The sequence below is a fragment of the Escherichia sp. MOD1-EC6475 genome (assembly GCF_003046645.1).
Taxonomy (GTDB): domain Bacteria; phylum Pseudomonadota; class Gammaproteobacteria; order Enterobacterales; family Enterobacteriaceae; genus Escherichia; species Escherichia ruysiae.
Window position 1 is genome coordinate 70356 of sequence record NZ_PZKQ01000043.1, and the last position, 20854, is coordinate 91209.

General features: G+C 50.3%; 20 protein-coding genes. 9 read left to right on the top strand and 11 right to left on the bottom strand.

Annotated elements, in window-relative coordinates; genetic code table 11:
- Nucleotides 1-352 precede the first annotated feature (352 nt).
- The gene (gene acnB, locus A7589_RS14285; protein ID WP_010356179.1) at nucleotides 353-2950 is read left to right on the top strand and encodes a bifunctional aconitate hydratase 2/2-methylisocitrate dehydratase; all 2598 of its coding nucleotides are present in this window, start codon (nucleotides 353-355) and stop codon (nucleotides 2948-2950) included.
- Nucleotides 2951-3125: 175 nt separating this feature from the next.
- Nucleotides 3126-3488: a protein YacL gene (yacL, locus tag A7589_RS14290; protein ID WP_010356181.1), complete on the top strand. Its 363-nt coding sequence runs from the start codon at nucleotides 3126-3128 to the stop codon at nucleotides 3486-3488.
- A gap of 37 nt (nucleotides 3489-3525) precedes the next feature.
- Here the strand turns inward: yacL and speD are convergent, their stop codons facing one another.
- The 3 genes from speD to A7589_RS14305 form a co-directional block, all read right to left on the bottom strand.
- The gene (speD, locus tag A7589_RS14295; protein ID WP_000734283.1) at nucleotides 3526-4320 is read right to left on the bottom strand and encodes an adenosylmethionine decarboxylase; all 795 of its coding nucleotides are present in this window, start codon (nucleotides 4318-4320) and stop codon (nucleotides 3526-3528) included.
- Between the two features lie 15 nt (nucleotides 4321-4335).
- On the bottom strand, nucleotides 4336-5202 hold the full coding sequence (gene speE / locus A7589_RS14300; protein ID WP_000818482.1) for a polyamine aminopropyltransferase: 867 nt from the start codon (nucleotides 5200-5202) through the stop codon (nucleotides 4336-4338).
- 105 nt (nucleotides 5203-5307) lie between these two features.
- The gene (locus A7589_RS14305; protein ID WP_108188899.1) at nucleotides 5308-5655 is read right to left on the bottom strand and encodes a YacC family pilotin-like protein; all 348 of its coding nucleotides are present in this window, start codon (nucleotides 5653-5655) and stop codon (nucleotides 5308-5310) included.
- A 164-nt stretch (nucleotides 5656-5819) separates the two neighbouring features.
- Between A7589_RS14305 and cueO the strand changes: the two genes are divergently transcribed.
- Nucleotides 5820-7370, top strand: coding sequence for a multicopper oxidase CueO (gene cueO, locus A7589_RS14310; protein ID WP_001189661.1), 1551 nt, complete (start codon nucleotides 5820-5822; stop codon nucleotides 7368-7370).
- A 41-nt stretch (nucleotides 7371-7411) separates the two neighbouring features.
- Here cueO and gcd read toward each other — a convergent pair whose 3' ends face one another.
- A complete protein-coding gene (gcd, locus tag A7589_RS14315; protein WP_010356183.1) occupies nucleotides 7412-9802 on the bottom strand; it encodes a quinoprotein glucose dehydrogenase in 2391 nt (796 codons plus the stop codon).
- A 205-nt stretch (nucleotides 9803-10007) separates the two neighbouring features.
- Here gcd and hpt point away from each other — a divergent pair, with 205 nt between their 5' ends.
- Nucleotides 10008-10544 (top strand): hypoxanthine phosphoribosyltransferase, encoded by a 537-nt coding sequence (gene hpt / locus A7589_RS14320; RefSeq protein WP_000683335.1) that lies wholly within the window; start codon nucleotides 10008-10010, stop codon nucleotides 10542-10544.
- A gap of 40 nt (nucleotides 10545-10584) precedes the next feature.
- On the opposite strand, the gene can is transcribed toward hpt, so the two are convergent.
- Nucleotides 10585-11247, bottom strand: coding sequence for a carbonate dehydratase (gene can, locus A7589_RS14325; protein WP_000651596.1), 663 nt, complete (start codon nucleotides 11245-11247; stop codon nucleotides 10585-10587).
- A gap of 108 nt (nucleotides 11248-11355) precedes the next feature.
- Here can and A7589_RS14330 point away from each other — a divergent pair, with 108 nt between their 5' ends.
- From A7589_RS14330 to A7589_RS14345, 4 genes are all read left to right on the top strand, one after another.
- Nucleotides 11356-12282 (top strand): ABC transporter ATP-binding protein, encoded by a 927-nt coding sequence (locus A7589_RS14330; RefSeq protein WP_000150637.1) that lies wholly within the window; start codon nucleotides 11356-11358, stop codon nucleotides 12280-12282.
- Nucleotides 12279-13049 carry an ABC transporter permease gene (locus A7589_RS14335; RefSeq protein ID WP_000972201.1) on the top strand — a complete coding sequence of 257 codons (771 nt, stop codon included), beginning with the start codon at nucleotides 12279-12281 and terminating at the stop codon, nucleotides 13047-13049. Before A7589_RS14330 ends, A7589_RS14335 begins: the two co-directional genes overlap by 4 nt.
- A gap of 104 nt (nucleotides 13050-13153) precedes the next feature.
- Nucleotides 13154-13594 (top strand): PTS sugar transporter subunit IIA, encoded by a 441-nt coding sequence (locus A7589_RS14340; protein WP_000901973.1) that lies wholly within the window; start codon nucleotides 13154-13156, stop codon nucleotides 13592-13594.
- A 56-nt stretch (nucleotides 13595-13650) separates the two neighbouring features.
- Nucleotides 13651-14877: a polysaccharide deacetylase family protein gene (locus A7589_RS14345; RefSeq protein ID WP_000591840.1), complete on the top strand. Its 1227-nt coding sequence runs from the start codon at nucleotides 13651-13653 to the stop codon at nucleotides 14875-14877.
- A gap of 3 nt (nucleotides 14878-14880) precedes the next feature.
- On the opposite strand, the gene panD is transcribed toward A7589_RS14345, so the two are convergent.
- Entirely contained in the window at nucleotides 14881-15261 is a 381-nt protein-coding gene (panD, locus tag A7589_RS14350) for an aspartate 1-decarboxylase (protein ID WP_000621508.1), read from the bottom strand.
- Nucleotides 15262-15534: 273 nt separating this feature from the next.
- On the opposite strand from panD, the gene A7589_RS14365 reads away from it, so the two are divergent.
- Nucleotides 15535-16467, top strand: coding sequence for an Rpn family recombination-promoting nuclease/putative transposase (locus A7589_RS14365; RefSeq protein WP_000339893.1), 933 nt, complete (start codon nucleotides 15535-15537; stop codon nucleotides 16465-16467).
- 94 nt (nucleotides 16468-16561) lie between these two features.
- On the opposite strand, the gene panC is transcribed toward A7589_RS14365, so the two are convergent.
- From panC to yadL, 5 genes are all read right to left on the bottom strand, one after another.
- On the bottom strand, nucleotides 16562-17413 hold the full coding sequence (panC, locus tag A7589_RS14370; RefSeq protein ID WP_000905367.1) for a pantoate--beta-alanine ligase: 852 nt from the start codon (nucleotides 17411-17413) through the stop codon (nucleotides 16562-16564).
- A gap of 11 nt (nucleotides 17414-17424) precedes the next feature.
- Nucleotides 17425-18216 carry a 3-methyl-2-oxobutanoate hydroxymethyltransferase gene (panB, locus tag A7589_RS14375; protein WP_000805483.1) on the bottom strand — a complete coding sequence of 264 codons (792 nt, stop codon included), beginning with the start codon at nucleotides 18214-18216 and terminating at the stop codon, nucleotides 17425-17427.
- A 114-nt stretch (nucleotides 18217-18330) separates the two neighbouring features.
- Nucleotides 18331-19569, bottom strand: coding sequence for a fimbrial-like adhesin (locus tag A7589_RS14380; protein WP_000648681.1), 1239 nt, complete (start codon nucleotides 19567-19569; stop codon nucleotides 18331-18333).
- A gap of 46 nt (nucleotides 19570-19615) precedes the next feature.
- On the bottom strand, nucleotides 19616-20212 hold the full coding sequence (locus A7589_RS14385; RefSeq protein WP_000553774.1) for a fimbrial-like protein: 597 nt from the start codon (nucleotides 20210-20212) through the stop codon (nucleotides 19616-19618).
- A gap of 26 nt (nucleotides 20213-20238) precedes the next feature.
- The gene (gene yadL / locus A7589_RS14390; RefSeq protein ID WP_105285311.1) at nucleotides 20239-20847 is read right to left on the bottom strand and encodes a fimbrial-like protein YadL; all 609 of its coding nucleotides are present in this window, start codon (nucleotides 20845-20847) and stop codon (nucleotides 20239-20241) included.
- Nucleotides 20848-20854 lie beyond the last annotated feature (7 nt).

Below are 20854 nucleotides of genomic sequence, written 5' to 3' on the forward strand. Positions count from 1 at the left end.
TTCGGATCTCAAGGAAATCGCAATGGTCGGCGAACTGCCACCCGCAGGTGCTGTGAATCCGAGTATAAAGAGGCGGTAGTTTAAATTTTGACTAATCTTGGGATTCGTTGAGAAAGGTGATTATCACTATGCGAATTAACGAAGTTTTTACGAAGGAAAACAATCTCTAGACCATCCTTAACGATTCAGCCACTTTTTTATGTTGCTTTTTTGTAAACAGATTAACACATCGTCAAAATCCTGCTATTCTGCCCGTTGCGGTACTGGGCATTTACCCTACAAACTGCTGTCTCACAGGAGCGTGAAGAGAATCGCCTGCCGCACTATGACAATGAGAGCGAGGAGAACCGTCGTGCTAGAAGAATACCGTAAGCACGTAGCTGAGCGTGCCGCTGAGGGGATTGCGCCCAAGCCCCTGGATGCAAACCAAATGGCCGCGCTTGTAGAGCTGCTGAAAAACCCGCCTGCGGGCGAAGAAGAATTCCTGTTAGATCTGTTAACCAACCGAGTTCCCCCTGGCGTCGATGAAGCCGCCTATGTAAAAGCTGGTTTCCTTGCTGCTGTCGCGAAAGGCGAAGCCAAATCCCCACTGTTGACTCCAGAAAAAGCCATTGAACTGCTGGGCACCATGCAGGGTGGTTACAACATTCATCCGCTGATCGATGCGCTGGACGATGCCAACTTGGCGCCAATTGCCGCCAAAGCACTGTCTCATACGCTGCTGATGTTCGATAACTTCTATGATGTAGAAGAAAAAGCCAAAGCAGGCAACAAATACGCGAAGCAGGTTATGCAGTCCTGGGCGGATGCCGAATGGTTCCTGAATCGCCCGGCGCTGGCTGAAAAATTGACCGTTACCGTCTTCAAAGTGACCGGTGAAACCAACACCGATGACCTCTCTCCGGCACCGGATGCATGGTCGCGTCCGGATATCCCACTGCACGCGCTGGCGATGCTGAAAAATGCCCGTGAAGGTATTGAGCCAGACCAGCCAGGCGTTGTTGGGCCGATCAAACAGATTGAAGCCCTGCAACAGAAAGGTTTCCCGCTGGCGTACGTCGGTGACGTTGTGGGCACGGGTTCTTCGCGTAAATCCGCCACTAACTCCGTACTGTGGTTTATGGGCGATGATATTCCGCATGTGCCAAACAAACGTGGCGGCGGTCTGTGCCTCGGCGGCAAAATTGCGCCAATCTTCTTTAACACTATGGAAGACGCTGGTGCACTGCCAATTGAAGTGGACGTCTCCAACCTGAATATGGGCGACGTAATTGACGTTTACCCGTACAAAGGTGAAGTGCGTAACCACGAAACCAACGAACTGCTGGCGACCTTCGAACTGAAAACCGACGTGCTGATTGATGAAGTGCGTGCGGGTGGTCGTATTCCGCTGATTATCGGTCGCGGTTTGACCACCAAAGCGCGTGAAGCACTTGGTCTGCCGCACAGCGATGTCTTCCGTCAGGCGAAAGATGTCGCTGAAAGCGATCGCGGCTTCTCGCTGGCGCAGAAAATGGTGGGTCGTGCCTGTGGCGTGAAAGGCATTCGTCCGGGCGCTTACTGTGAGCCGAAAATGACTTCGGTCGGTTCTCAGGACACCACCGGCCCAATGACCCGTGATGAACTGAAAGACCTGGCGTGCCTGGGCTTCTCGGCTGACCTGGTGATGCAGTCTTTCTGTCACACAGCGGCTTATCCGAAGCCGGTTGACGTTAACACACACCACACGCTGCCGGACTTCATTATGAACCGTGGCGGTGTGTCGCTGCGTCCGGGTGATGGCGTAATCCACTCCTGGCTGAACCGTATGCTGCTGCCGGATACCGTGGGTACTGGCGGTGACTCTCATACTCGTTTCCCGATTGGTATCTCCTTCCCGGCGGGTTCTGGTCTGGTGGCATTTGCTGCCGCGACTGGCGTTATGCCGCTGGATATGCCGGAATCCGTTCTGGTGCGCTTCAAAGGCAAAATGCAGCCGGGCATTACCCTGCGCGATCTGGTACACGCGATCCCGCTGTATGCGATCAAACAAGGTCTGCTGACCGTTGAGAAGAAAGGCAAGAAAAACATCTTCTCTGGTCGCATTCTGGAAATTGAAGGTCTGCCGGTTCTGAAAGTTGAGCAGGCATTTGAGCTGACCGATGCGTCCGCCGAGCGTTCCGCTGCCGGTTGTACCATTAAGCTGAACAAAGAGCCGATTATCGAATACCTGAACTCCAACATCGTTCTGCTGAAGTGGATGATCGCGGAAGGTTACGGCGATCGTCGTACCCTCGAACGTCGTATTCAGGGCATGGAAAAATGGCTGGCGGATCCTGAGCTGCTGGAAGCCGATGCGGATGCGGAATACGCGGCGGTGATCGACATCGATCTGGCTGATATTAAAGAGCCAATCCTGTGTGCACCGAACGACCCGGACGACGCACGTCCGCTGTCTGCGGTACAGGGTGAGAAGATCGACGAAGTGTTTATCGGTTCCTGCATGACCAACATCGGTCACTTCCGTGCCGCCGGTAAACTGCTGGATGCGCATAAAGGACAGTTGCCGACTCGCCTGTGGGTGGCACCGCCAACCCGTATGGACGCCGCGCAGCTGACAGAAGAAGGCTACTACAGCGTCTTCGGTAAGAGCGGCGCGCGTATTGAGATCCCTGGCTGTTCCCTGTGTATGGGTAACCAGGCGCGTGTGGCGGACGGTGCGACGGTGGTTTCCACCTCTACCCGTAACTTCCCGAACCGTCTGGGTACTGGCGCGAACGTCTTCCTGGCTTCTGCGGAGCTGGCCGCTGTCGCGGCACTTCTTGGCAAACTGCCAACGCCGGAGGAGTACCAGACCTACGTTGCGCAGGTAGATAAAACTGCCGTTGATACTTACCGTTATCTGAACTTCAACCAGCTTTCTCAGTACACCGAAAAAGCGGATGGGGTGATTTTCCAGACTGCGGTTTAAAAAGTCAGCGCACGCGCTGCGCATAAACGAGACAATGCCCGGAGAATGTGATTCCCGGGCATTTTTTTATTTCTAAACCATCGCCGTTCCGCTGTTTTTCTCCGGTAAGGCTGCGATAATTACATCAATGGCGCAATGCGATTTCGGCGCATTGCCGGGAGCAGAGGAACACACTATGGATTACGAATTTCTGCGCGATATTACCGGAGTGGTAAAGGTGCGTATGTCCATGGGGCATGAAGTGGTCGGGCACTGGTTTAATGAAGAGGTGAAAGAAAACCTGGCCTTGCTTGATGAAGTGAAAGACGCCGCGCGCACGCTCAAAGGTAGCGAACGTTCCTGGCAGCGGGCAGGGCATGAGTACACGCTATGGATGGACGGCGAAGAGGTGATGATTCGCGCCAATCAACTGGAATTCGCTGGCGATGAAATGGAAGAGGGGATGAACTACTACGACGAAGAAAGCCTGTCGCTGTGCGGCGTTGAGGATTTTCTTCAGGTGGTGGCGGCTTACCGCAATTTCGTGCAACAGAAGTAACTAAATCAGGCGGAGCCTCGGTGCTCCGCCTGAGCCGTTAAATAGCTGGCATATTGCGCCCGTAATAAATCTCGCGCATTTCTTTCCACAGCGCAGCGGTAATTTCTTTGCGCTCGCTGTCGGTCAAATCTTCCGGTTTGGTGTGGAACATGTAGTGCTTAAGGTCGAACTCTTTAAGCAACATCTTGGTATGGAAGATATTTTCCTGATAGACATTTACATCCACCATGTCATACAGCGCCTTCATATCCTCGGACATAAAGTTCTGAATCGAATTAATCTCATGGTCGATAAAGTGCTTCATGCCGTTGATGTCACGGGTAAAACCGCGCACGCGATAATCAATGGTTACGATATCAGACTCAAGCTGGTGGATCAGGTAATTCAGCGCCTTCAGCGGGGAAATCACGCCGCAGGTGGAGACTTCTATGTCGGCGCGGAAGGTACATAAACCGCCTTCAGGATGGCTTTCCGGGTAGGTATGTACGCAAATATGACTTTTATCGAGATGGGCAACCACGGCTTCTGGCAGCGGGCCGGGGTGTTCTGTTTTGTCGATAAGTTTCGGATCAACCGGCTCTTCGCTCACCAGAATAGTGACGCTGGCACCCTGTGGTTCGTAATCCTGGCGGGCGATGTTAAGAATATTGGCTCCGATAATGGAACAGGTTTCTGACAGGATTTCGGTCAGACGGTTGGCATTATAGAGTTCATCGATATAAGCAATATAACCGTCGCGCTCTTCGGCGGTTTTGGCGTAGCAGATATCGTAAATACAAAAACTCAGACTTTTGGTCAGATTATTAAAGCCATGCAGTTTCAGTTTTTTCAATTTCTTATCTTCTCCTTAGGACGGCTGTGAAGCCAGTGCGTCTTGCAGATACTGAGGTAAGGCAAAAGCTGCCGTATGGACTGCCGGGTTGTAATAACGGCATTTCAGGCCAGAAGCGAGAAAACGCGCCTGAATAATTTCGGTAGAGAGATGGCGTAAGGCGTCGTTATCTGTCGCCCATGCAAAGGTCATGATGCCGCCGTAATAGGTCGGGATCGCCGCCTGATAAAAGCCAACGTCGCTGAAGTAATGGCTGAGTTTGCGATGGCTGTCGATGGCCTCTTCCTGCTGTAAAAAGCAGACGCCGTTCTGCGCGACGAAAATACCGCCAGGATTCAGGCAGCGTTTGCAACCTTCATAAAATGCTGAGGTGAACAGGCTTTCGCCGGGACCGATAGGATCGGTGCAGTCGGAGATAATGACATCAAAGGTCTGGCTGGTTTGATTAACGAAATTGACGCCATCGTCGATCACCAGCTTAAAGCGCGGATCGTCGTAGCTACCGGCGTTATGGTTGGGTAGATACTGACGGCAGAACGATACGACACCCGCATCGATTTCCACCATCGTGATTGACTCAACGTTTTTATGTCGGGTTACTTCACGCAGCATGGCACCGTCGCCGCCGCCGATAATCAGCACATGTTTCGCGTGACCGTGGGCCAGTAGCGGAACATGGGTCATCATCTCATGATAGATAAACTCGTCGCGCTCGGTGGTTTGTACTACGCCATCCAGCGCCATCACGCGACCAAATGCGGCGTTCTCAAAAATGATCAGATCCTGGTGATCGGTCTTTTCATGATACAGAACGTTATCTACAGCAAAGTACTGCCCAAACTGGTCGTGTAGCGTTTCATGCCACCGTTTTTTTTCGGCCATGGGTTGATACCTCCTTTGTTAACACCCGTAAAAAAAGGGCGCAACATAATAGCTAACATTGACCGCAGATGCACGGTCAATGTTTCTACAAAAAGGTATCAGGGATTATTTGACGTAGGCAAGCAGGCTTAAGGAATCGCGAGCCAGGGCTTTGCACTTTTTAGCGACGGGAATACCAATACCGCTGAGATCGCGGTAGCTGTCTTCACCGAGGGATTTCATGTCGAAGGTGTCGTAATTGCTGAGATCCCACTGGTTTTGCTGGGCGAAAAAGACCAGTGCGCGACGAATTTGCCCGTTAGGTAAGTTCTGGTAACCGCAATCGTTCTTCAGAAAAACAAAAACAGCCGTTAAATCGGCCATATCTTCGGCTTCAGACTCGCTGAGCGCGTAACTGTTTGTGCATACAGCCATCAGGCTGCCGAATAATACTGTTCTGAAAAACGTCTTCATTGCTTCTACCAGGACTTAAAGATGATAAACGTTAGCACACTGCGAGCGAGGCGACGACCATTATTGTGGATTAAATTGTGTCTGTGGCTTGACCTTCCTGTAAGGGGAAGGACTATGCTCAACGTTTGATTTTGTTTCGCCTGCTTAAGAATAAGGAAATAACTATGCAACGTCGTGATTTCTTAAAATATTCCGTCGCGCTGGGCGTGGCTTCGGCCTTGCCGTTGTGGAGCCGCACAGTATTTGCGGCGGATCGTCCAACGTTACCGATCCCTGATTTGCTCACGACCGATGCCCGTAATCGTATTCAGTTAACTATTGGCGCAGGCCAGTCCAGCTTTGCCGGAAAAACGGCGACCACCTGGGGTTACAGCGGCAATCTGCTGGGGCCAGCGGTGAAATTACAGCGCGGCAAAGCGGTAACGGTTGATATCTATAACCAACTGGCGGAAGAGACGACGTTGCACTGGCACGGGCTGGAAGTGCCGGGGGAAGTGGACGGCGGCCCGCAGGGGATTATTCCGCCTGGTGGTAAACGCACGGTGACGTTGAACGTCGATCAACCTGCCGCTACCTGCTGGTTCCATCCACATCAACACGGCAAGACCGGGCGACAGGTGGCGATGGGGCTGGCTGGGCTGGTGGTGATTGAAGATGACGAAATCCTGAAATTAATGCTGCCGAAACAGTGGGGTATCGATGATGTCCCGGTGATTGTTCAGGATAAAAAATTTAACGCTGACGGACAGATTGATTATCAACTGGATGTGATGACCGCCGCCGTGGGCTGGTTTGGCGATACGCTGCTGACCAACGGCGCTATCTACCCGCAACATGCTGCTCCGCGTGGCTGGCTGCGTCTGCGTTTGCTCAATGGCTGTAATGCCCGCTCGCTCAATTTCGCTACCAGCGACAATCGCCCGCTGTATGTGATTGCCAGCGACGGTGGTCTGCTGCCTGAACCGGTGAAGGTGAGCGAGCTGCCGGTGCTGATGGGTGAGCGTTTTGAAGTGCTGGTGGAGGTTAACGACAACAAACCGTTTGATCTGGTGACGCTACCGGTCAGCCAGATGGGGATGGCGATTGCGCCGTTTGACAAGCCGCATCCGGTAATGCGTATTCAGCCGATTGCCATTAGTGCTTCAGGTGCCTTACCTGAGGCGTTAAGTAGCCTGCCTGCTTTACCTTCGCTGGACGGATTAACGGTACGCAAACTGCAACTCTCTATGGATCCGATGCTCGATATGATGGGGATGCAGATGCTAATGGATAAATATGACGATCAGGCGATGGCCGGGATGGATCACAGCCAGATGATGGGGCATATGGGGCACGGCAATATGAATCATATGAACCACGGCGGGAAGTTCGATTTCCACCATGCCAATAAAATCAACGGTCAGGCGTTTGATATGAACAAGCCGATGTTTGCGGCGGCGAAAGGGCAGTACGAGCGTTGGGTTATTTCTGGCGTGGGTGACATGATGCTGCATCCGTTCCATATCCACGGTACGCAGTTCCGTATCTTGTCAGAAAATGGCAAACCGCCAGCGACGCATCGCGCAGGCTGGAAAGATACCGTTAAGGTGGAAGGTAATGTCAGCGAAGTGCTGGTGAAGTTTAATCATGATGCCCCGAAAGAACATGCTTATATGGCGCACTGCCATCTGCTGGAGCATGAAGATACGGGGATGATGTTAGGGTTTACGGTTTAATACCCTTTCCGGATGGCGGAGCCGCCATCCGGAATTACACATTACTTCACATCATCCGGCAGCGCATAAGCCACAATATAGTCGCCCATCTTCGTACCAAATGAACCGTGACCGCCTGCGGAGATCACCACATACTGCTTACCATTCACTTCATAGGTCATCGGTGTTGCCTGACCGCCCGCTGGTAGACGACCCTGCCACAGTTTTTCACCGTTGCTCATGTTGTAAGCGCGCAGGTAGTTATCTGCCGTAGCGGCAATAAACAGCACGTTACCCGCCGTGGAGATTGGTCCGCCAAGCATCGGCATACCCATGTTGAACGGCACCGGAACCGGCATCGGGAACGGCATACTGTCCTGCGGCGTACCAATACGTTTCTTCCACACCACTTCATTGGTTTTCAGATCCAGCGCCGAAATATAACCCCATGCTGGCTGTTTACACGGCAGACCAAATGGTGAAAGGAACGGATTGAGCGTGACGCCATACGGTACACCGTACTGCGGCTGAATACCGGATTCCGTACCCGTGCCTTTGGCATCTTTCGGTTGTTCCATTGGGTTGCCAGGGCCGCGCGGGATCAGTTTCGAAACAAATGGCAGCGCCATTGGGTTGGCAATTGCCACTTCACGATTCGGATCAACGGAAATCCCGCCCCATTCGAACATCCCCAGGTTACCCGGGAATACCAGCGTACCCTGTTCAGATGGTGGGGTGAAAATGCCTTCATAGCGCATCTGGTGGAACATCACGCGGCACACCAGTTGGTCAAACATGGTAGCGCCCCACATATCCGCGCCGCTCAAATCTTTCGTCGGACGGAAGCTCAGTTCAGAGAACGGTTGGGTCGGGGTAACGTAATCGCCTTTCGCTGCGCCTTGTGGAACCGGTTTTTCCGGAGCCGGAACCACCAGTTCACCATTACGACGATCGAGCACAAAAATGTTGCCGGTTTTCGCCGGAGCATAAATAACCGGCACCTTCTGACCATTAACGGTGATATCCGCCAGCGTCGGCTGTGCCGGAAGATCCATATCCCACAGGTCGTGGTGAACGGTCTGGTAGCTCCACGCCAGTTTCCCGGTAGTCGCATTTAGCGCCAGAATCGAGCTGGCATAACGTTCCTGTTCCGGAGTGCGGTTACCGCCCCAGATATCTGGTGTGGTCACGCCCATCGGCAGATACACCAGATCCAGCTTCGCGTCATAGGCCGCAGGTGCCCAGGAGTTTGGCGAGTTAAAAGTAAAGGTGTGTTCGTCAGAGGGGATCGCGTTCGGATCTTTCGCGCCCGGATCAAAGGCCCACAGCAGCTTCCCGGTGTTGACATCAAAACCACGGATCACGCCAGACGTTTCGCGGGTTGAGAAGTTGTCGGTGACTGAACCGGCCATTACGATGATTTTATCGGTGATAATCGGCGGCGAAGTCGGCTCATACAGACCCGGCTTCGTGTCCGGCATATTGCTTTGCAGGTTGAGCACGCCTTTATCGGCGAAGGTTTCGCACAGCTTGCCGTTTTCAGCATTAATCGCAATCAGGCGGCCATCATTCACCGGAAGAATGATACGACGCGGGCAATCCGCCATCACTTCCGGCGAAGCGGTTTCAGCTTTGGCTTCATGATAAGAGACGCCACGACAGGTTACGTGCTGGAAAGACTCGTTGGTTTTCAGCTCAGGATCGTAGTGCCATTTCTCTTTGCCGCTGGCGGCATCGAGTGCAAACAGGCGCTGGTGAGCGGTGCACAGGTAAAGCGTGTCGCCCACTTTAATTGGCGTCACTTCATTGGTGATTTCGCCCGGATCGTTCGGCTGTTTCACATCACCCGTGCGAAATACCCAGGCTTCTTTCAGGTTGTGGACGTTATCGGCGTTAATTTGTTTCAGAGGCGAAAAGCGTTGGCCTTCCTGATTGCGGCCATAGGCAGGCCAGTCCTGATCGGCAACGGGGGAGATGGCTTCTGCTGGTGTGGCATCGGCGCTTAAGGTGCCATTGATTTCCTGCGGATCGTTAAATCCCGCCCAGGTGAGGATACCGCCGCTAATCAGCAACGCCACTACCAGCGCGGCAACTGCGCCACTGGAAGGAATGACCAGGCGACGCCAGACAAACGGCAGGATCAGCCAGATGCCGAAGAAGACCAGAATATCGCTGCGCGGGGTCAGCGCCCAGAAATCAAAACCGACTTCCCAGACGCCCCAAATCATGGTGCCGAGCAGCAGAGCCGCGTACAGCCAAAGCGCGGCGCGTTTACTGCGCCACAGCATCCAGGCGACGCCGAGCATCACAAGGCCTGCAATAGGATAGTACCAGGAGCCGCCAATCGCGACCAGCCAGCCTCCGCCAATGAGAAGATACAGCCCGCAAAGAACTGCAAAAAGAGCTGTTAGCGTGACGAGTAATCGTCGCGAGCCGGTATTGTTAATTGCCATAAAGAAACACCATTTCAATTCATTAATATTTTAGTAGCAATTAATTATAGGTTTTAACATGTGTGATCGTCATCACAATTTGAGCTTTATTAACAGATTCCGCCAATGAATAGTTTTACTGGTATACTGCGTGTCTTGCGCTTTGCTGCGGTGCCGAAGCCAGCCCGTGCGAAGTGATTTGTTTTTAAATCATATGGTTAGAGATATGAAACATACTGTAGAAGTAATGATCCCCGAAGCGGAGATTAAAGCGCGTATCGCCGAACTGGGTCGTCAGATTACTGAGCGTTACAAAGACAGCGGCAGCGATATGGTGCTGGTAGGCCTGCTGCGTGGCTCATTTATGTTTATGGCGGACCTGTGCCGTGAAGTTCAGGTATCTCATGAAGTCGACTTTATGACCGCCTCCAGCTACGGTAGCGGCATGTCCACCACCCGTGATGTGAAAATCCTCAAAGATCTGGATGAAGATATCCGTGGCAAGGACGTGCTGATTGTTGAAGATATCATCGACTCGGGTAATACACTGTCGAAAGTGCGTGAAATCTTAAGCCTGCGCGAACCGAAGTCGCTGGCGATTTGTACGCTGCTGGATAAACCGTCCCGCCGTGAAGTGAACGTCCCGGTAGAATTTATCGGTTTCTCGATCCCGGATGAGTTTGTGGTGGGTTACGGTATTGATTACGCACAGCGTTACCGCCATCTGCCGTATATCGGCAAAGTGATTCTGCTGGACGAGTAAGTGCGGATTTGCCGGATGTGTTGCATCCGGCATAGCGAATTTATTTGTGGTTGATGTGCTTCAGCTTGAGGTTGGAAATCCCGTGGCGGTAACGTTGCTCCAGGGTTTCGCGGTTGGTGGCTGTGACATCCAGGTCACGCAGTAAGCCGTCGTGAATGCCGTAAGCCCAGCCGTGAATGGTGACTTTCTGCCCGCGTTTCCACGCTGATTGCATAATGGTGGAGTGACCCAGGTTATATACCTGTTCCATTACGTTCAGTTCGCACAGGGTATCCAGACGACGTTCCGGCGGCATTTCGCCGAGCAATGAGCTATGTTTGAACCAGATATCGCGGATGTGCAGCAGCCAGTTGTTGATAAGCCCCAGTTCCGGGTTTTCAACAGCAGCTTGCACGCCGCCGCAACCATAGTGGCCACAAATAATAATATGTTCAACTTCGAGAACATCCACTGCATACTGAACCACGGAGAGGCAGTTTAGATCGGTGTGAATGACCAGGTTAGCAACATTACGGTGAACAAAGAGTTCGCCCGGCTCAAGACCGGTTAAACGTTCTGCAGGAACGCGACTGTCGGAACATCCAATCCATAGAAAGCGCGGTTTTTGCGCTTGTGCCAGTTTCTCAAAAAACCCGGGATCCTCTTCCACCAGCATTTTTGACCATAGTGCATTATTGCTGATGAGTGTATCTATGTCTTTCATGGAGGTTAACGACCTGTAACCAAATAATTACGTTTGGCTAATATAGGGCAACTCCGGGACGATTTAAACCACAGATAAAGTGTAAGAACGTAAGGTAAGTAAAAATTTATGACCATTGCACTGGAACTTCAACAGCTTAAAAAAACCTATCCAGGCGGCGTTCAGGCGCTTCGTGGAATAGATTTGCAGGTCGAGGCGGGTGATTTTTATGCGCTTCTGGGGCCGAATGGGGCCGGGAAATCGACCACTATCGGTATTATCAGCTCGCTGGTAAATAAGACCTCCGGGCGCGTCAGCGTATTTGGTTACGATCTTGAAAAAGATGTCGTCAACGCCAAACGCCAGTTGGGGCTGGTGCCGCAGGAATTTAACTTCAACCCGTTTGAAACCGTACAGCAAATAGTGGTGAATCAGGCGGGGTACTACGGCGTAGAGCGCAAAGAAGCGTACATCCGCAGCGAAAAGTATCTTAAACAGCTCGATCTATGGGGAAAGCGTAACGAACGTGCGCGTATGTTATCTGGTGGGATGAAGCGCCGTTTAATGATCGCCCGTGCGTTAATGCATGAACCTAAACTGCTGATTCTTGACGAACCAACTGCAGGTGTGGATATCGAACTTCGCCGCTCAATGTGGGGCTTTTTGAAGGATTTAAACGACAAAGGCACCACCATCATTCTCACCACGCACTACCTGGAAGAAGCAGAAATGCTGTGCCGCAATATCGGCATTATTCAACACGGTGAGCTGGTGGAAAATACCTCGATGAAGGCGCTGCTGGCGAAGCTGAAATCGGAAACCTTTATTCTCGATCTGGCGCCGAAAAGCCCGTTGCCGAAACTCGATGGCTATCAGTATCGACTGGTAGATACCGCCACGCTTGAAGTTGAAGTGCTGCGTGAGCAGGGGATCAACAGTGTGTTTACGCAGTTAAGCGAGCAGGGCATTCAGGTATTAAGTATGCGTAACAAAGCCAACCGTCTGGAAGAGCTGTTTGTTTCACTGGTTAATGAAAAACAAGGAGATCGCGCATGATGCATCTTTACTGGGTGGCGCTAAAAAGCATCTGGGCGAAAGAAATTCATCGCTTTATGCGTATCTGGGTGCAGACGCTGGTGCCGCCGGTCATCACCATGACCCTTTACTTTATTATCTTCGGCAACCTGATTGGTTCTCGCATTGGTGATATGCATGGCTTCAGCTATATGCAGTTCATCGTACCGGGGCTGATCATGATGTCGGTGATCACCAATGCCTACGCCAACGTTGCATCATCATTTTTTGGTGCCAAGTTCCAGCGTAATATTGAAGAGTTGCTGGTAGCTCCGGTTCCAACGCACGTGATTATCGCCGGATATGTCGGTGGTGGTGTCGCGCGCGGGTTGTTTGTTGGCATTCTGGTGACGGCGATCTCGCTGTTCTTTGTGCCGTTTCAGGTGCATTCGTGGGTATTCGTTGCTTTAACGCTGGTGCTCACAGCTGTGTTGTTCTCCCTTGCGGGTTTGCTGAACGGTGTGTTTGCCAAAACATTCGATGACATCAGCCTGGTGCCAACCTTTGTGTTAACGCCACTCACGTATTTGGGCGGGGTCTTTTACTCCCTGACTTTGCTGCCGCCGTTCTGGCAGGGGCTGTCACACCTGAACCCAATCGTTTATATGATCAGTGGTTTCCGCTACGGCTTCCTCGGCATTAATGATGTGCCGCTGGTCACTACTTTTGGCGTACTGGTTGTTTTTATTATTGCGTTTTATCTGATCTGCTGGTCGCTGATCCAGCGTGGGCGCGGCTTGCGTAGCTAAGTCTATCTCCTCTCCTCCGGATACGGGGGAGGGGAGTTTTGACGGCTATCACCCTTTATCAACAATGGTCAGGGTAGACTGATTTTCGGCTAAGGAGGAAAGCGATGTTAGGTTGGGTTATTACCTGTCACGACGATAGGGCGCAAGAGATACTGGATGCGCTGGAAAAAAAACATGGCGCACTTATCCAGTGCCGGGCAGTGAATTTCTGGCGCGGGTTAAGTTCAAATATGCTTAGCCGCATGATGTGCGATGCTCTGCATGAAACTGATTCTGGCGATGGGGTGATTTTTTTAACCGATATAGCAGGCGCTGCACCTTATCGCGTTGCGTCGTTATTAAGCCACAAGCATTCTCGTTGCGAAGTCATTTCTGGGGTGACCTTACCGTTAATTGAGCAGATGCTCCCCTGTCGGGAGACAATGTCCAGTGCGGCATTTCGAGAGCATATCGTGGCATCAGGAGCACCAGAAGTCAGTAGCCTCTGGCATCAGCAACAAAAGAATCCCCCTTTTGTCCTCAAGCACAATTGGTTCGAGTATTAAATCGCATTCTGATTTTGCTACACTAACGGCGTTGTTTCTCGCCTGGTAGTTTCCTCATGATTAAAAAGATAATTATCCTGATGCTGCTGGTTTCATCAGCTGTCAGCGCAGCACTTCCCACGCGTTATATGCAAACCACTCAGGATGCGACTATCTGGGGAAAAATTGGCGACAACACGGTAACTGTCGGTAACATTCGTGCCGGGCAGATTATTTCGGTCATCCCAACCGCAGCCGATTATTATGAATTCAATTTTGGTTTTGGTAGGGTGTATATTGATAAAGGTCATCTTGAACCTGTACAAGGGCGGCAAAAAGTTGAAGATGGTCTGGGCGATCTGAATAAACCACTGAGCAACCAAAATCTTATTACCTGGAAAGATACGCCGGTATATAACGCGCCCGATGCAGGCAGTGCGCCATTTGGCGTGCTGGCCGATAACTTGCGTTATCCCATTATCAATAAATTGAAAGATCGCCTGAATCAAACCTGGTATCAAATTCGTATTGGCGAACGTCTGGCCTATATCAGTGCGCTGGATGCGCAGCAGGATAATGGTATTCCTGTATTGACCTACCATCATATTTTACGCGATGAAGAGAATACCCGTTTTCGCCATACTTCGACCACAACGTCGGTACGTGCATTCAATAACCAGATGACCTGGTTGCGCGACAGGGGATATACCACGTTGACCTTGTATCAACTGGAAGGATATCTGCGTAATTCGATGAATCTACCCGCTCGCGCGGTTGTGCTGACCTTTGATGATGGTTTGAAGTCGGTGAGTCGGTATGCATATCCCATTCTGAAAAAATACGGTATGAAGGCGACGGCATTTATTATTACCTCTCGCATCAAACGTCATCCACAGAAATGGAATCCGCAGTCATTACAGTTTATGAGTATTTCTGAACTGCATGATGTCAGCGATGTTTTTGATTTCCAGTCACATACCCATTTTTTACATCGGGTTGATGGTTATCGCCGACCCATATTACTTAGCCGCAGTGAGCATAATATTTTGTTTGATTTTGAACGTTCACGTCGGGCGCTGACGCAATTTAATCCGCATGTATTGTATCTTTCTTATCCGTTTGGCGGATTTAATGACAAAGCGGTTAAAGCGGCAAATGATGCCGGATTTCATCTGGCGGTGACGACCATGAAAGGTAAAGTTAAACCGGGGGATAATCCCTTGTTGCTAAAACGGCTTTATATCTTAAGAACGGATTCGCTGGAGACGATGTCGCGGCTGGTGAGTAACCAGCCGCAGGGGTGATTATCAGGCAACCTGAACCGGGATCGCTTTTGCGGTACGTTTCATTTCGTTGTCGCCTTCAAAGTAGGCGACGTTTGGCCGCCAGGTACGGGCTTCGGCATCTGGCATAGTGACGAAGCTGGCGATGATGACAATATCGCCGACGCTGGCGCAGTGAGCTGCCGCGCCGTTGACAGAAATAATTCTCGAACCGCGCTCTGCCGCGATGGCGTAGGTGGAGAAACGCTTGCCGTTGGTGACATTCCAGATATCAATGGCTTCGTTTTCGAGAATACCGGCTGCGTCAAGAAAATCCTGGTCAATGGCGCAAGAACCTTCATAGTGCAGGTCCGCATGAGTCACTTTCACGCGGTGGAGTTTGCCCTGCAGCATCGTGCGAATCATAACTTCTACCTTTCTACCCTGTCGTTAACGAAGCAGGCGGAGCCTGCTTTGAGAAAATTCTCACGCAGTATTGCCCGATTTTTGTTTAGTGTCTACTCATCTGACGGCATTTGCATCAGCAGTTTGCGTACCGCGCCGAAGCCCGCCATGCAACGCCTGTAACCGATTGAAATTTCTCTGAACGCTGCTCGGTAAACAACAAAGAGGCGGCTGACGACTGCGTGCCTTGACTGGATACTGCCTTCACGCAAGACAACACGGAAGGCAGGTAAGATGGACGCACCAAGTACCACGCCGCATGACGCGGTGTTTAAACAATTTTTAATGCATGCGGATACCGCTCGCGACTTCCTCGACATACACCTGCCTGAGGAATTGCGTGAGATCTGCGATCTCAACACGCTGCATCTGGAGTCGGGAAGTTTCATCGAAGAGAGCCTGAAAGGGCACAGCACCGACGTGCTCTATTCCGTGCAAATGCTGGGTAATCCCGGCTATCTGTATGTCGTGATTGAGCATCAAAGCAAGCCGGACAAAAAAATGGCCTTTCGTATGATGCGCTACTCTATTGCCGCCATGCACCGACATCTGGAGGCTGACCACGATAAGCTGCCGCTGGTGGTGCCGATTCTGTTTTATCAGGGCGAGGCCACACCTTACCCGCTCTCAATGTGCTGGTTTGATATGTTTTACTCACCGGAACTGGCGCGACGCGTCTACAACAACCCTTTCCCGCTGGTGGATATCACCATCACGCCGGATGACGAAATCATGCAGCACCGGCGGATTGCGATCCTCGAACTGCTGCAAAAACATATTCGCCAGCGCGACTTAATGTTATTGCTGGAGCAACTGGTCACGCTGATTGACGAAGGGTACACTAGCGGAAGTCAGTTAGTTGCCATGCAAAACTATATGCTGCAACGCGGTCATACTGAACAAGCGGATTTGTTTTACGGTGTGGTGAGAGACAGGGAATCGGGAGGGGAGTCTATGATGACGTTGGCGCAGTGGTTTGAAGAGAAGGGCATTGAGAAGGGCATTGAGAAGGGGATACAGCTGGGAAGACAGGAAGGGAGACAGGAGGCAAGACAAGAGGAAAGGCAGGAATTCGCCAAGCGTCTTTTGAGTAAAGGGATGTCTCGAGACGATGTTGCAGAAATGGCAAATTTACCTTTTGCTGAGGTTGATAAGCTGATTAACTAAGTTGCCTGCGATATGAATAATTGCTTACAGACGTCATCGCCATGACGTGGGCAAATGAATAACTGGCGCCATCAGCCGTAGCGCCAGTTAAATATTACGCCAGCTCGACCATTTTGTTGTCGATCAGGCGAGCGTCGCCAAGCCAGGCGGCTACCAGAATCACGGCGCGTTTACTGTTTTCAGTGACTTCCAGCAACGTGTCAGCATCACGAATCTGAATATCATCGGCGCGGAAACCTTTTTCATTCAGTTCTTGCCCTGCAATAGCAATAATCTCATCAAGATCCCGCTCTCCAGCCTGCAATTTGTCTGCAATCGAACATAAAACCTTGTACAGACCTGGCGCAATTTTGCGTTGTTCTGCCGTCAGATAACCGTTACGAGAACTGAGCGCCAGACCGTCTTTGGCGCGCATAATTGGCACACCGACAATCTCAATATCAAAGCCCATATCGGCAACCATTTTGCGGATCAGCGCCAGTTGCTGAAAATCTTTTTCACCGAAGCAGGCGATGTCCGGCTGGACCAGGTTGAACAGTTTGCTGACGATGGTCGAAACGCCGCGAAAATGTCCCGGACGGCTAGCGCCTTCCAGCATGGTGGACAGCCCCGGAACGTCAACATAGGTGTGGGTTTCTGTACCGTTCGGGTAGATCTCTTTTACTGATGGAGCGAAAACCAGATCCACTTTACGTTTGTTTAGCTTCTCGCAGTCTTCCTGCAAGGTGCGTGGATAGCGAGCCAGGTCTTCCGGGCGGTCGAATTGCATCGGGTTAACGAAAATACTGACGACGACCACATCGGCGCGGGCTTTGGCTTCATCGACCAGCTTCATATGGCCATCGTGCAGGTTACCCATGGTAGGCACCAGCGCCACGCGCTTGCCTTCCATACGCAGGCGGCGAATTTGCTGGCGCAGCAGCGGAAGGGTTTCGATAATTAACACAACGTGACTCCTTAATGGAAACTGTGTTCTTCGCCCGGGTAAACGCCGGACTCCACTTCAGCCATATACTGCCGTACAGCAGCGCGGATGTCGCCCGCTTCGGCAAGGAAATTTTTGGCGAATTTAGGGATGTGACCACCGGTTATGCCGAATGCGTCGTGCATCACGAGGATTTGTCCGTCGGTTACATTCCCCGCGCCAATACCGATAACCGGAATCGCCAGCGCCTCGGTAATACGTTTTGCCAGCTCAACCGGCACGCATTCCAGCACCAGCAATTGTGCGCCTGCGGCTTCTAACGCTAATGCGTCATTGAGTAAACGGTCGCCTGCATCGCCGCGCCCTTGCACTTTATAACCGCCGAAAATATTCACCGACTGCGGCGTTAAGCCCAAATGCCCACACACCGGAACGGCACGTTCGGTCAGCATTTGAACTGTTTCTACCAGCCAGGCACCGCCTTCGATTTTGACCATATTCGCACCCGCGCGCATGACAGTTGCGGCGTTTTCAAATGCTTGTTCAGGAGTGGCATAAGCCATAAATGGCAGGTCAGCCAGCAGCAGACAGTTTGGCGCACCGCGACGAACGGCGGCTGTGTGGTAGGCGATATCTTCCACAGTGACGGGGAGGGTAGAGTCATGTCCCTGAACCGTCATTCCAAGGGAATCACCCACCAGCATGACGTTAATTCCTTCATCGGCAAACAATTTTGCAAAGCTATAGTCGTAAGCAGTGATGGTGGCGAAGCGTTTTTTGTCCTGTTTACATTTTTGCAGCAGGGAAATGGTAGTCGGTTTCATAACGTGTCCTGATGGCTAATGTCAGATCTGTTGGCATTCTATCAGGCGGAGAAGGGGGGGCAATCGTTTTAGTGGGGCACATCGTCAGTTGCCTGAGGATGTGCCTTATGTGAATCAAGGGTAGGTGATCTGGAAAGTACTGGTCGCTTTAAATTCCCCTGGGGTAATCTGGTTACTCCCATCCTGCTTTAATGTTGCCTGGAAATGAAGGGGCTGGGAAGTTCCCCGATCCTTTTCAGGATAAATACCACCACTACTGTCAGTTTCAGATTCATAATCTTTGTAAACTGAACTATTGTTATTTGGTTCGAGAATAATTTTTTGTGAATGTACAGAGTTGGGTAAGCCTTCAATAAGAACGCCAACGCCCGTAGCACTATCTGAACTTGTTAATGTATTACCCAGCAACTGTCGATTTGAAATCCCAACTTTTGTCGATGTCATTTTTGCTTCAATGTTGCGTATGCGAATACAGTTTTGCAGAGAAATATCAAAGGGGACTGGCGACGCTGAATTTGAAGATATTTGTCCCGCAGTGTACTCCCCTAAATTAACCGTTGAACCACTGACGGTGGGGCCGGTAAGTACGGAAGTAAAACAGGTGGGCAACGTAATATGTAAATTTACCAGGTTAAAGTCGATGTAGATATAATCACTGCTGATATATTGTCCAGCACCATAGGATTTAAAACTATATAAATAATTTGAAGTGGTCTTTAATCCAACTTGCTGATTGGCCGTTGGGTTAAATGTTTGGTCAGTATAAAAATCAATAGTGAGATCCTGGACTATCCCGCCAATAGACCAGTATGTTCCTTCTTTATTGGCATAGTCATTGCAATATCTCCGGAGAGTAGAGTTGGTGATAGTGAAGCGGAAAACGTATGCGGTTTGGTCACCAATGTAAACTTCATTTATATTGGTTGTAGTATTCCAGGCAGACCAGACTCTTGATATTTTTAGTGTGTAATAGAGACCTGGAACGGTAGTTTCAAATAACTTGTGCCCACCATAACTTTTACCGGAATCAACCATCTTATGCTCAATTGTCATAGGTTCGCCACTAGCACGACCACTGGTATTACAATAAATTAAACCATCACCATCAGTCCCTGCGGAGTCTACTTCAGCAAACTTAAGAGTTACCCCCGTAGGGCCGAGTTGGGTTGGCTTATAAAACACAAGATTGTTAGTACCCGCCGAATAACGAAATGTCGCCCGACCTCCAGATGAAGGACCACTCATCTTGGTGATCGATTCATTACCAGCAATAATACTGGTGTTGTTAGCCTTTGCTGTAACACTCAAAATCAGCACGCATATAAACGTTAAAAAATGAAACACTGCTTTCATAATCACTCCATTGAACATAAAATTATCTTATCCAATATCAGCGTATTTATTCATAATAAATATCAATTAAGACATTACTGGTGACTTGTCCGGATGTTATAGGCACGGAAGTATTGATTTTTTGCATTCGCGCATAAAATTTCCAGGTGGAATTATTCATTGCTGATGTCATTACTGGATAGAATGATCGAGAAGTTCCTGTACTACTTAGAACATTAAATTTATTTGCCGGATCCTGGATGGAAAAAATGACTACGCCGACATTAGTCGCCCCTGCCGCATTATCGTTAGCAAAAATTTGTTGGGAGCCTGCTGCCATCACGCCATTGAGTGCTCTGAAGTCTATATGCAACTGACTGAGAACATCTCCTGTTTCCTGAAATGCGCAGTCTGTAACAGTAACTGTAAATTCTTTTCCCCCAGGTTGATAATCTTCTGGGGATGTATTATCGGAAAAGTATCCCACACCGACGACCCCCAGATCGATATTACCCAGATTACTGACTCCGCTTTGACAGGTACTATTCTTTACATTTGCCGTCATATCAATATCCATGCCGGCAATAGCGGGAGAGGCCGTGGACAATATTAAAGACAAAAACAAACCTGTTTTTTTCATCATATTACGTTGGGTGGGATGCATGGTGAGTTCCTGAATATGATGGCCTGTTAGTTGTAGGTTACGGTGAATGTTGCCGGAGCAGAAAAGGTTCCGGCGGTGACATTACTGACAGTTTTGTCTTTATCCACTACCAGGCGGGCACTCATTGGGTAATCCACAACATTATTGCCCGTTGCAGTTGCGATCGTGACTTCTTTATTTGCAGGTGCAACGCAACTAAATTGTGCCGCATTGCCTACTGCGGGAGTAGTCGTACTCCAGACTTCTACGGCAACGGCGCTTGCTTTACCTGTGCCGGTAGAACCATTGGCAAAACCGGGACCATCGTTATTTATTCCTTCACAAGTTGCGCGTTTAGTCAGATTAATCTGGGCTTTTTTCCCAGGAATACCTGCACAGTCTTTAAACTGTAATTTAAACGTTTTAATCTTGGATTTGGCATTGATTTCAGAAATATAAACATCACCAAATTCCACAACAGATATGGGTTGATTGCTATCATTGAGCAGCTTTGCGTCGCAGGTCCCCATCTCTACAGTAGTAACAACGGTCAGTCCAAGGCTATCTGTAGCCGCATATAAAGGATTAGTGAACTGAAATACCGCCAGAGCTAAACCAATGGATAATCCAGAACGTAATTTTTTATTTATCATTATTGTCATC

What these genes read in the sequence shown, in the direction of transcription:
- yacL (WP_010356181.1), top strand. Translation starts at nt 3,126, where the DNA reads ATGGATTACGAATTTCTGCGCGATATTACCGGAGTGGTAAAGGTGCGT.
- speE (WP_000818482.1), bottom strand. Translation starts at nt 5,202, where the DNA reads ATGGCCGAAAAAAAACGGTGGCATGAAACGCTACACGACCAGTTTGGG.
- A7589_RS14305 (WP_108188899.1), bottom strand. Translation starts at nt 5,655, where the DNA reads ATGAAGACGTTTTTCAGAACAGTATTATTCGGCAGCCTGATGGCTGTA.
- cueO (WP_001189661.1), top strand. Translation starts at nt 5,820, where the DNA reads ATGCAACGTCGTGATTTCTTAAAATATTCCGTCGCGCTGGGCGTGGCT.
- gcd (WP_010356183.1), bottom strand. Translation starts at nt 9,802, where the DNA reads ATGGCAATTAACAATACCGGCTCGCGACGATTACTCGTCACGCTAACA.
- hpt (WP_000683335.1), top strand. Translation starts at nt 10,008, where the DNA reads ATGAAACATACTGTAGAAGTAATGATCCCCGAAGCGGAGATTAAAGCG.
- can (WP_000651596.1), bottom strand. Translation starts at nt 11,247, where the DNA reads ATGAAAGACATAGATACACTCATCAGCAATAATGCACTATGGTCAAAA.
- A7589_RS14330 (WP_000150637.1), top strand. Translation starts at nt 11,356, where the DNA reads ATGACCATTGCACTGGAACTTCAACAGCTTAAAAAAACCTATCCAGGC.
- A7589_RS14335 (WP_000972201.1), top strand. Translation starts at nt 12,279, where the DNA reads ATGATGCATCTTTACTGGGTGGCGCTAAAAAGCATCTGGGCGAAAGAA.
- A7589_RS14340 (WP_000901973.1), top strand. Translation starts at nt 13,154, where the DNA reads ATGTTAGGTTGGGTTATTACCTGTCACGACGATAGGGCGCAAGAGATA.
- A7589_RS14345 (WP_000591840.1), top strand. Translation starts at nt 13,651, where the DNA reads ATGATTAAAAAGATAATTATCCTGATGCTGCTGGTTTCATCAGCTGTC.
- panD (WP_000621508.1), bottom strand. Translation starts at nt 15,261, where the DNA reads ATGATTCGCACGATGCTGCAGGGCAAACTCCACCGCGTGAAAGTGACT.
- A7589_RS14365 (WP_000339893.1), top strand. Translation starts at nt 15,535, where the DNA reads ATGGACGCACCAAGTACCACGCCGCATGACGCGGTGTTTAAACAATTT.
- panB (WP_000805483.1), bottom strand. Translation starts at nt 18,216, where the DNA reads ATGAAACCGACTACCATTTCCCTGCTGCAAAAATGTAAACAGGACAAA.
- A7589_RS14380 (WP_000648681.1), bottom strand. Translation starts at nt 19,569, where the DNA reads ATGAAAGCAGTGTTTCATTTTTTAACGTTTATATGCGTGCTGATTTTG.
- A7589_RS14385 (WP_000553774.1), bottom strand. Translation starts at nt 20,212, where the DNA reads ATGCATCCCACCCAACGTAATATGATGAAAAAAACAGGTTTGTTTTTG.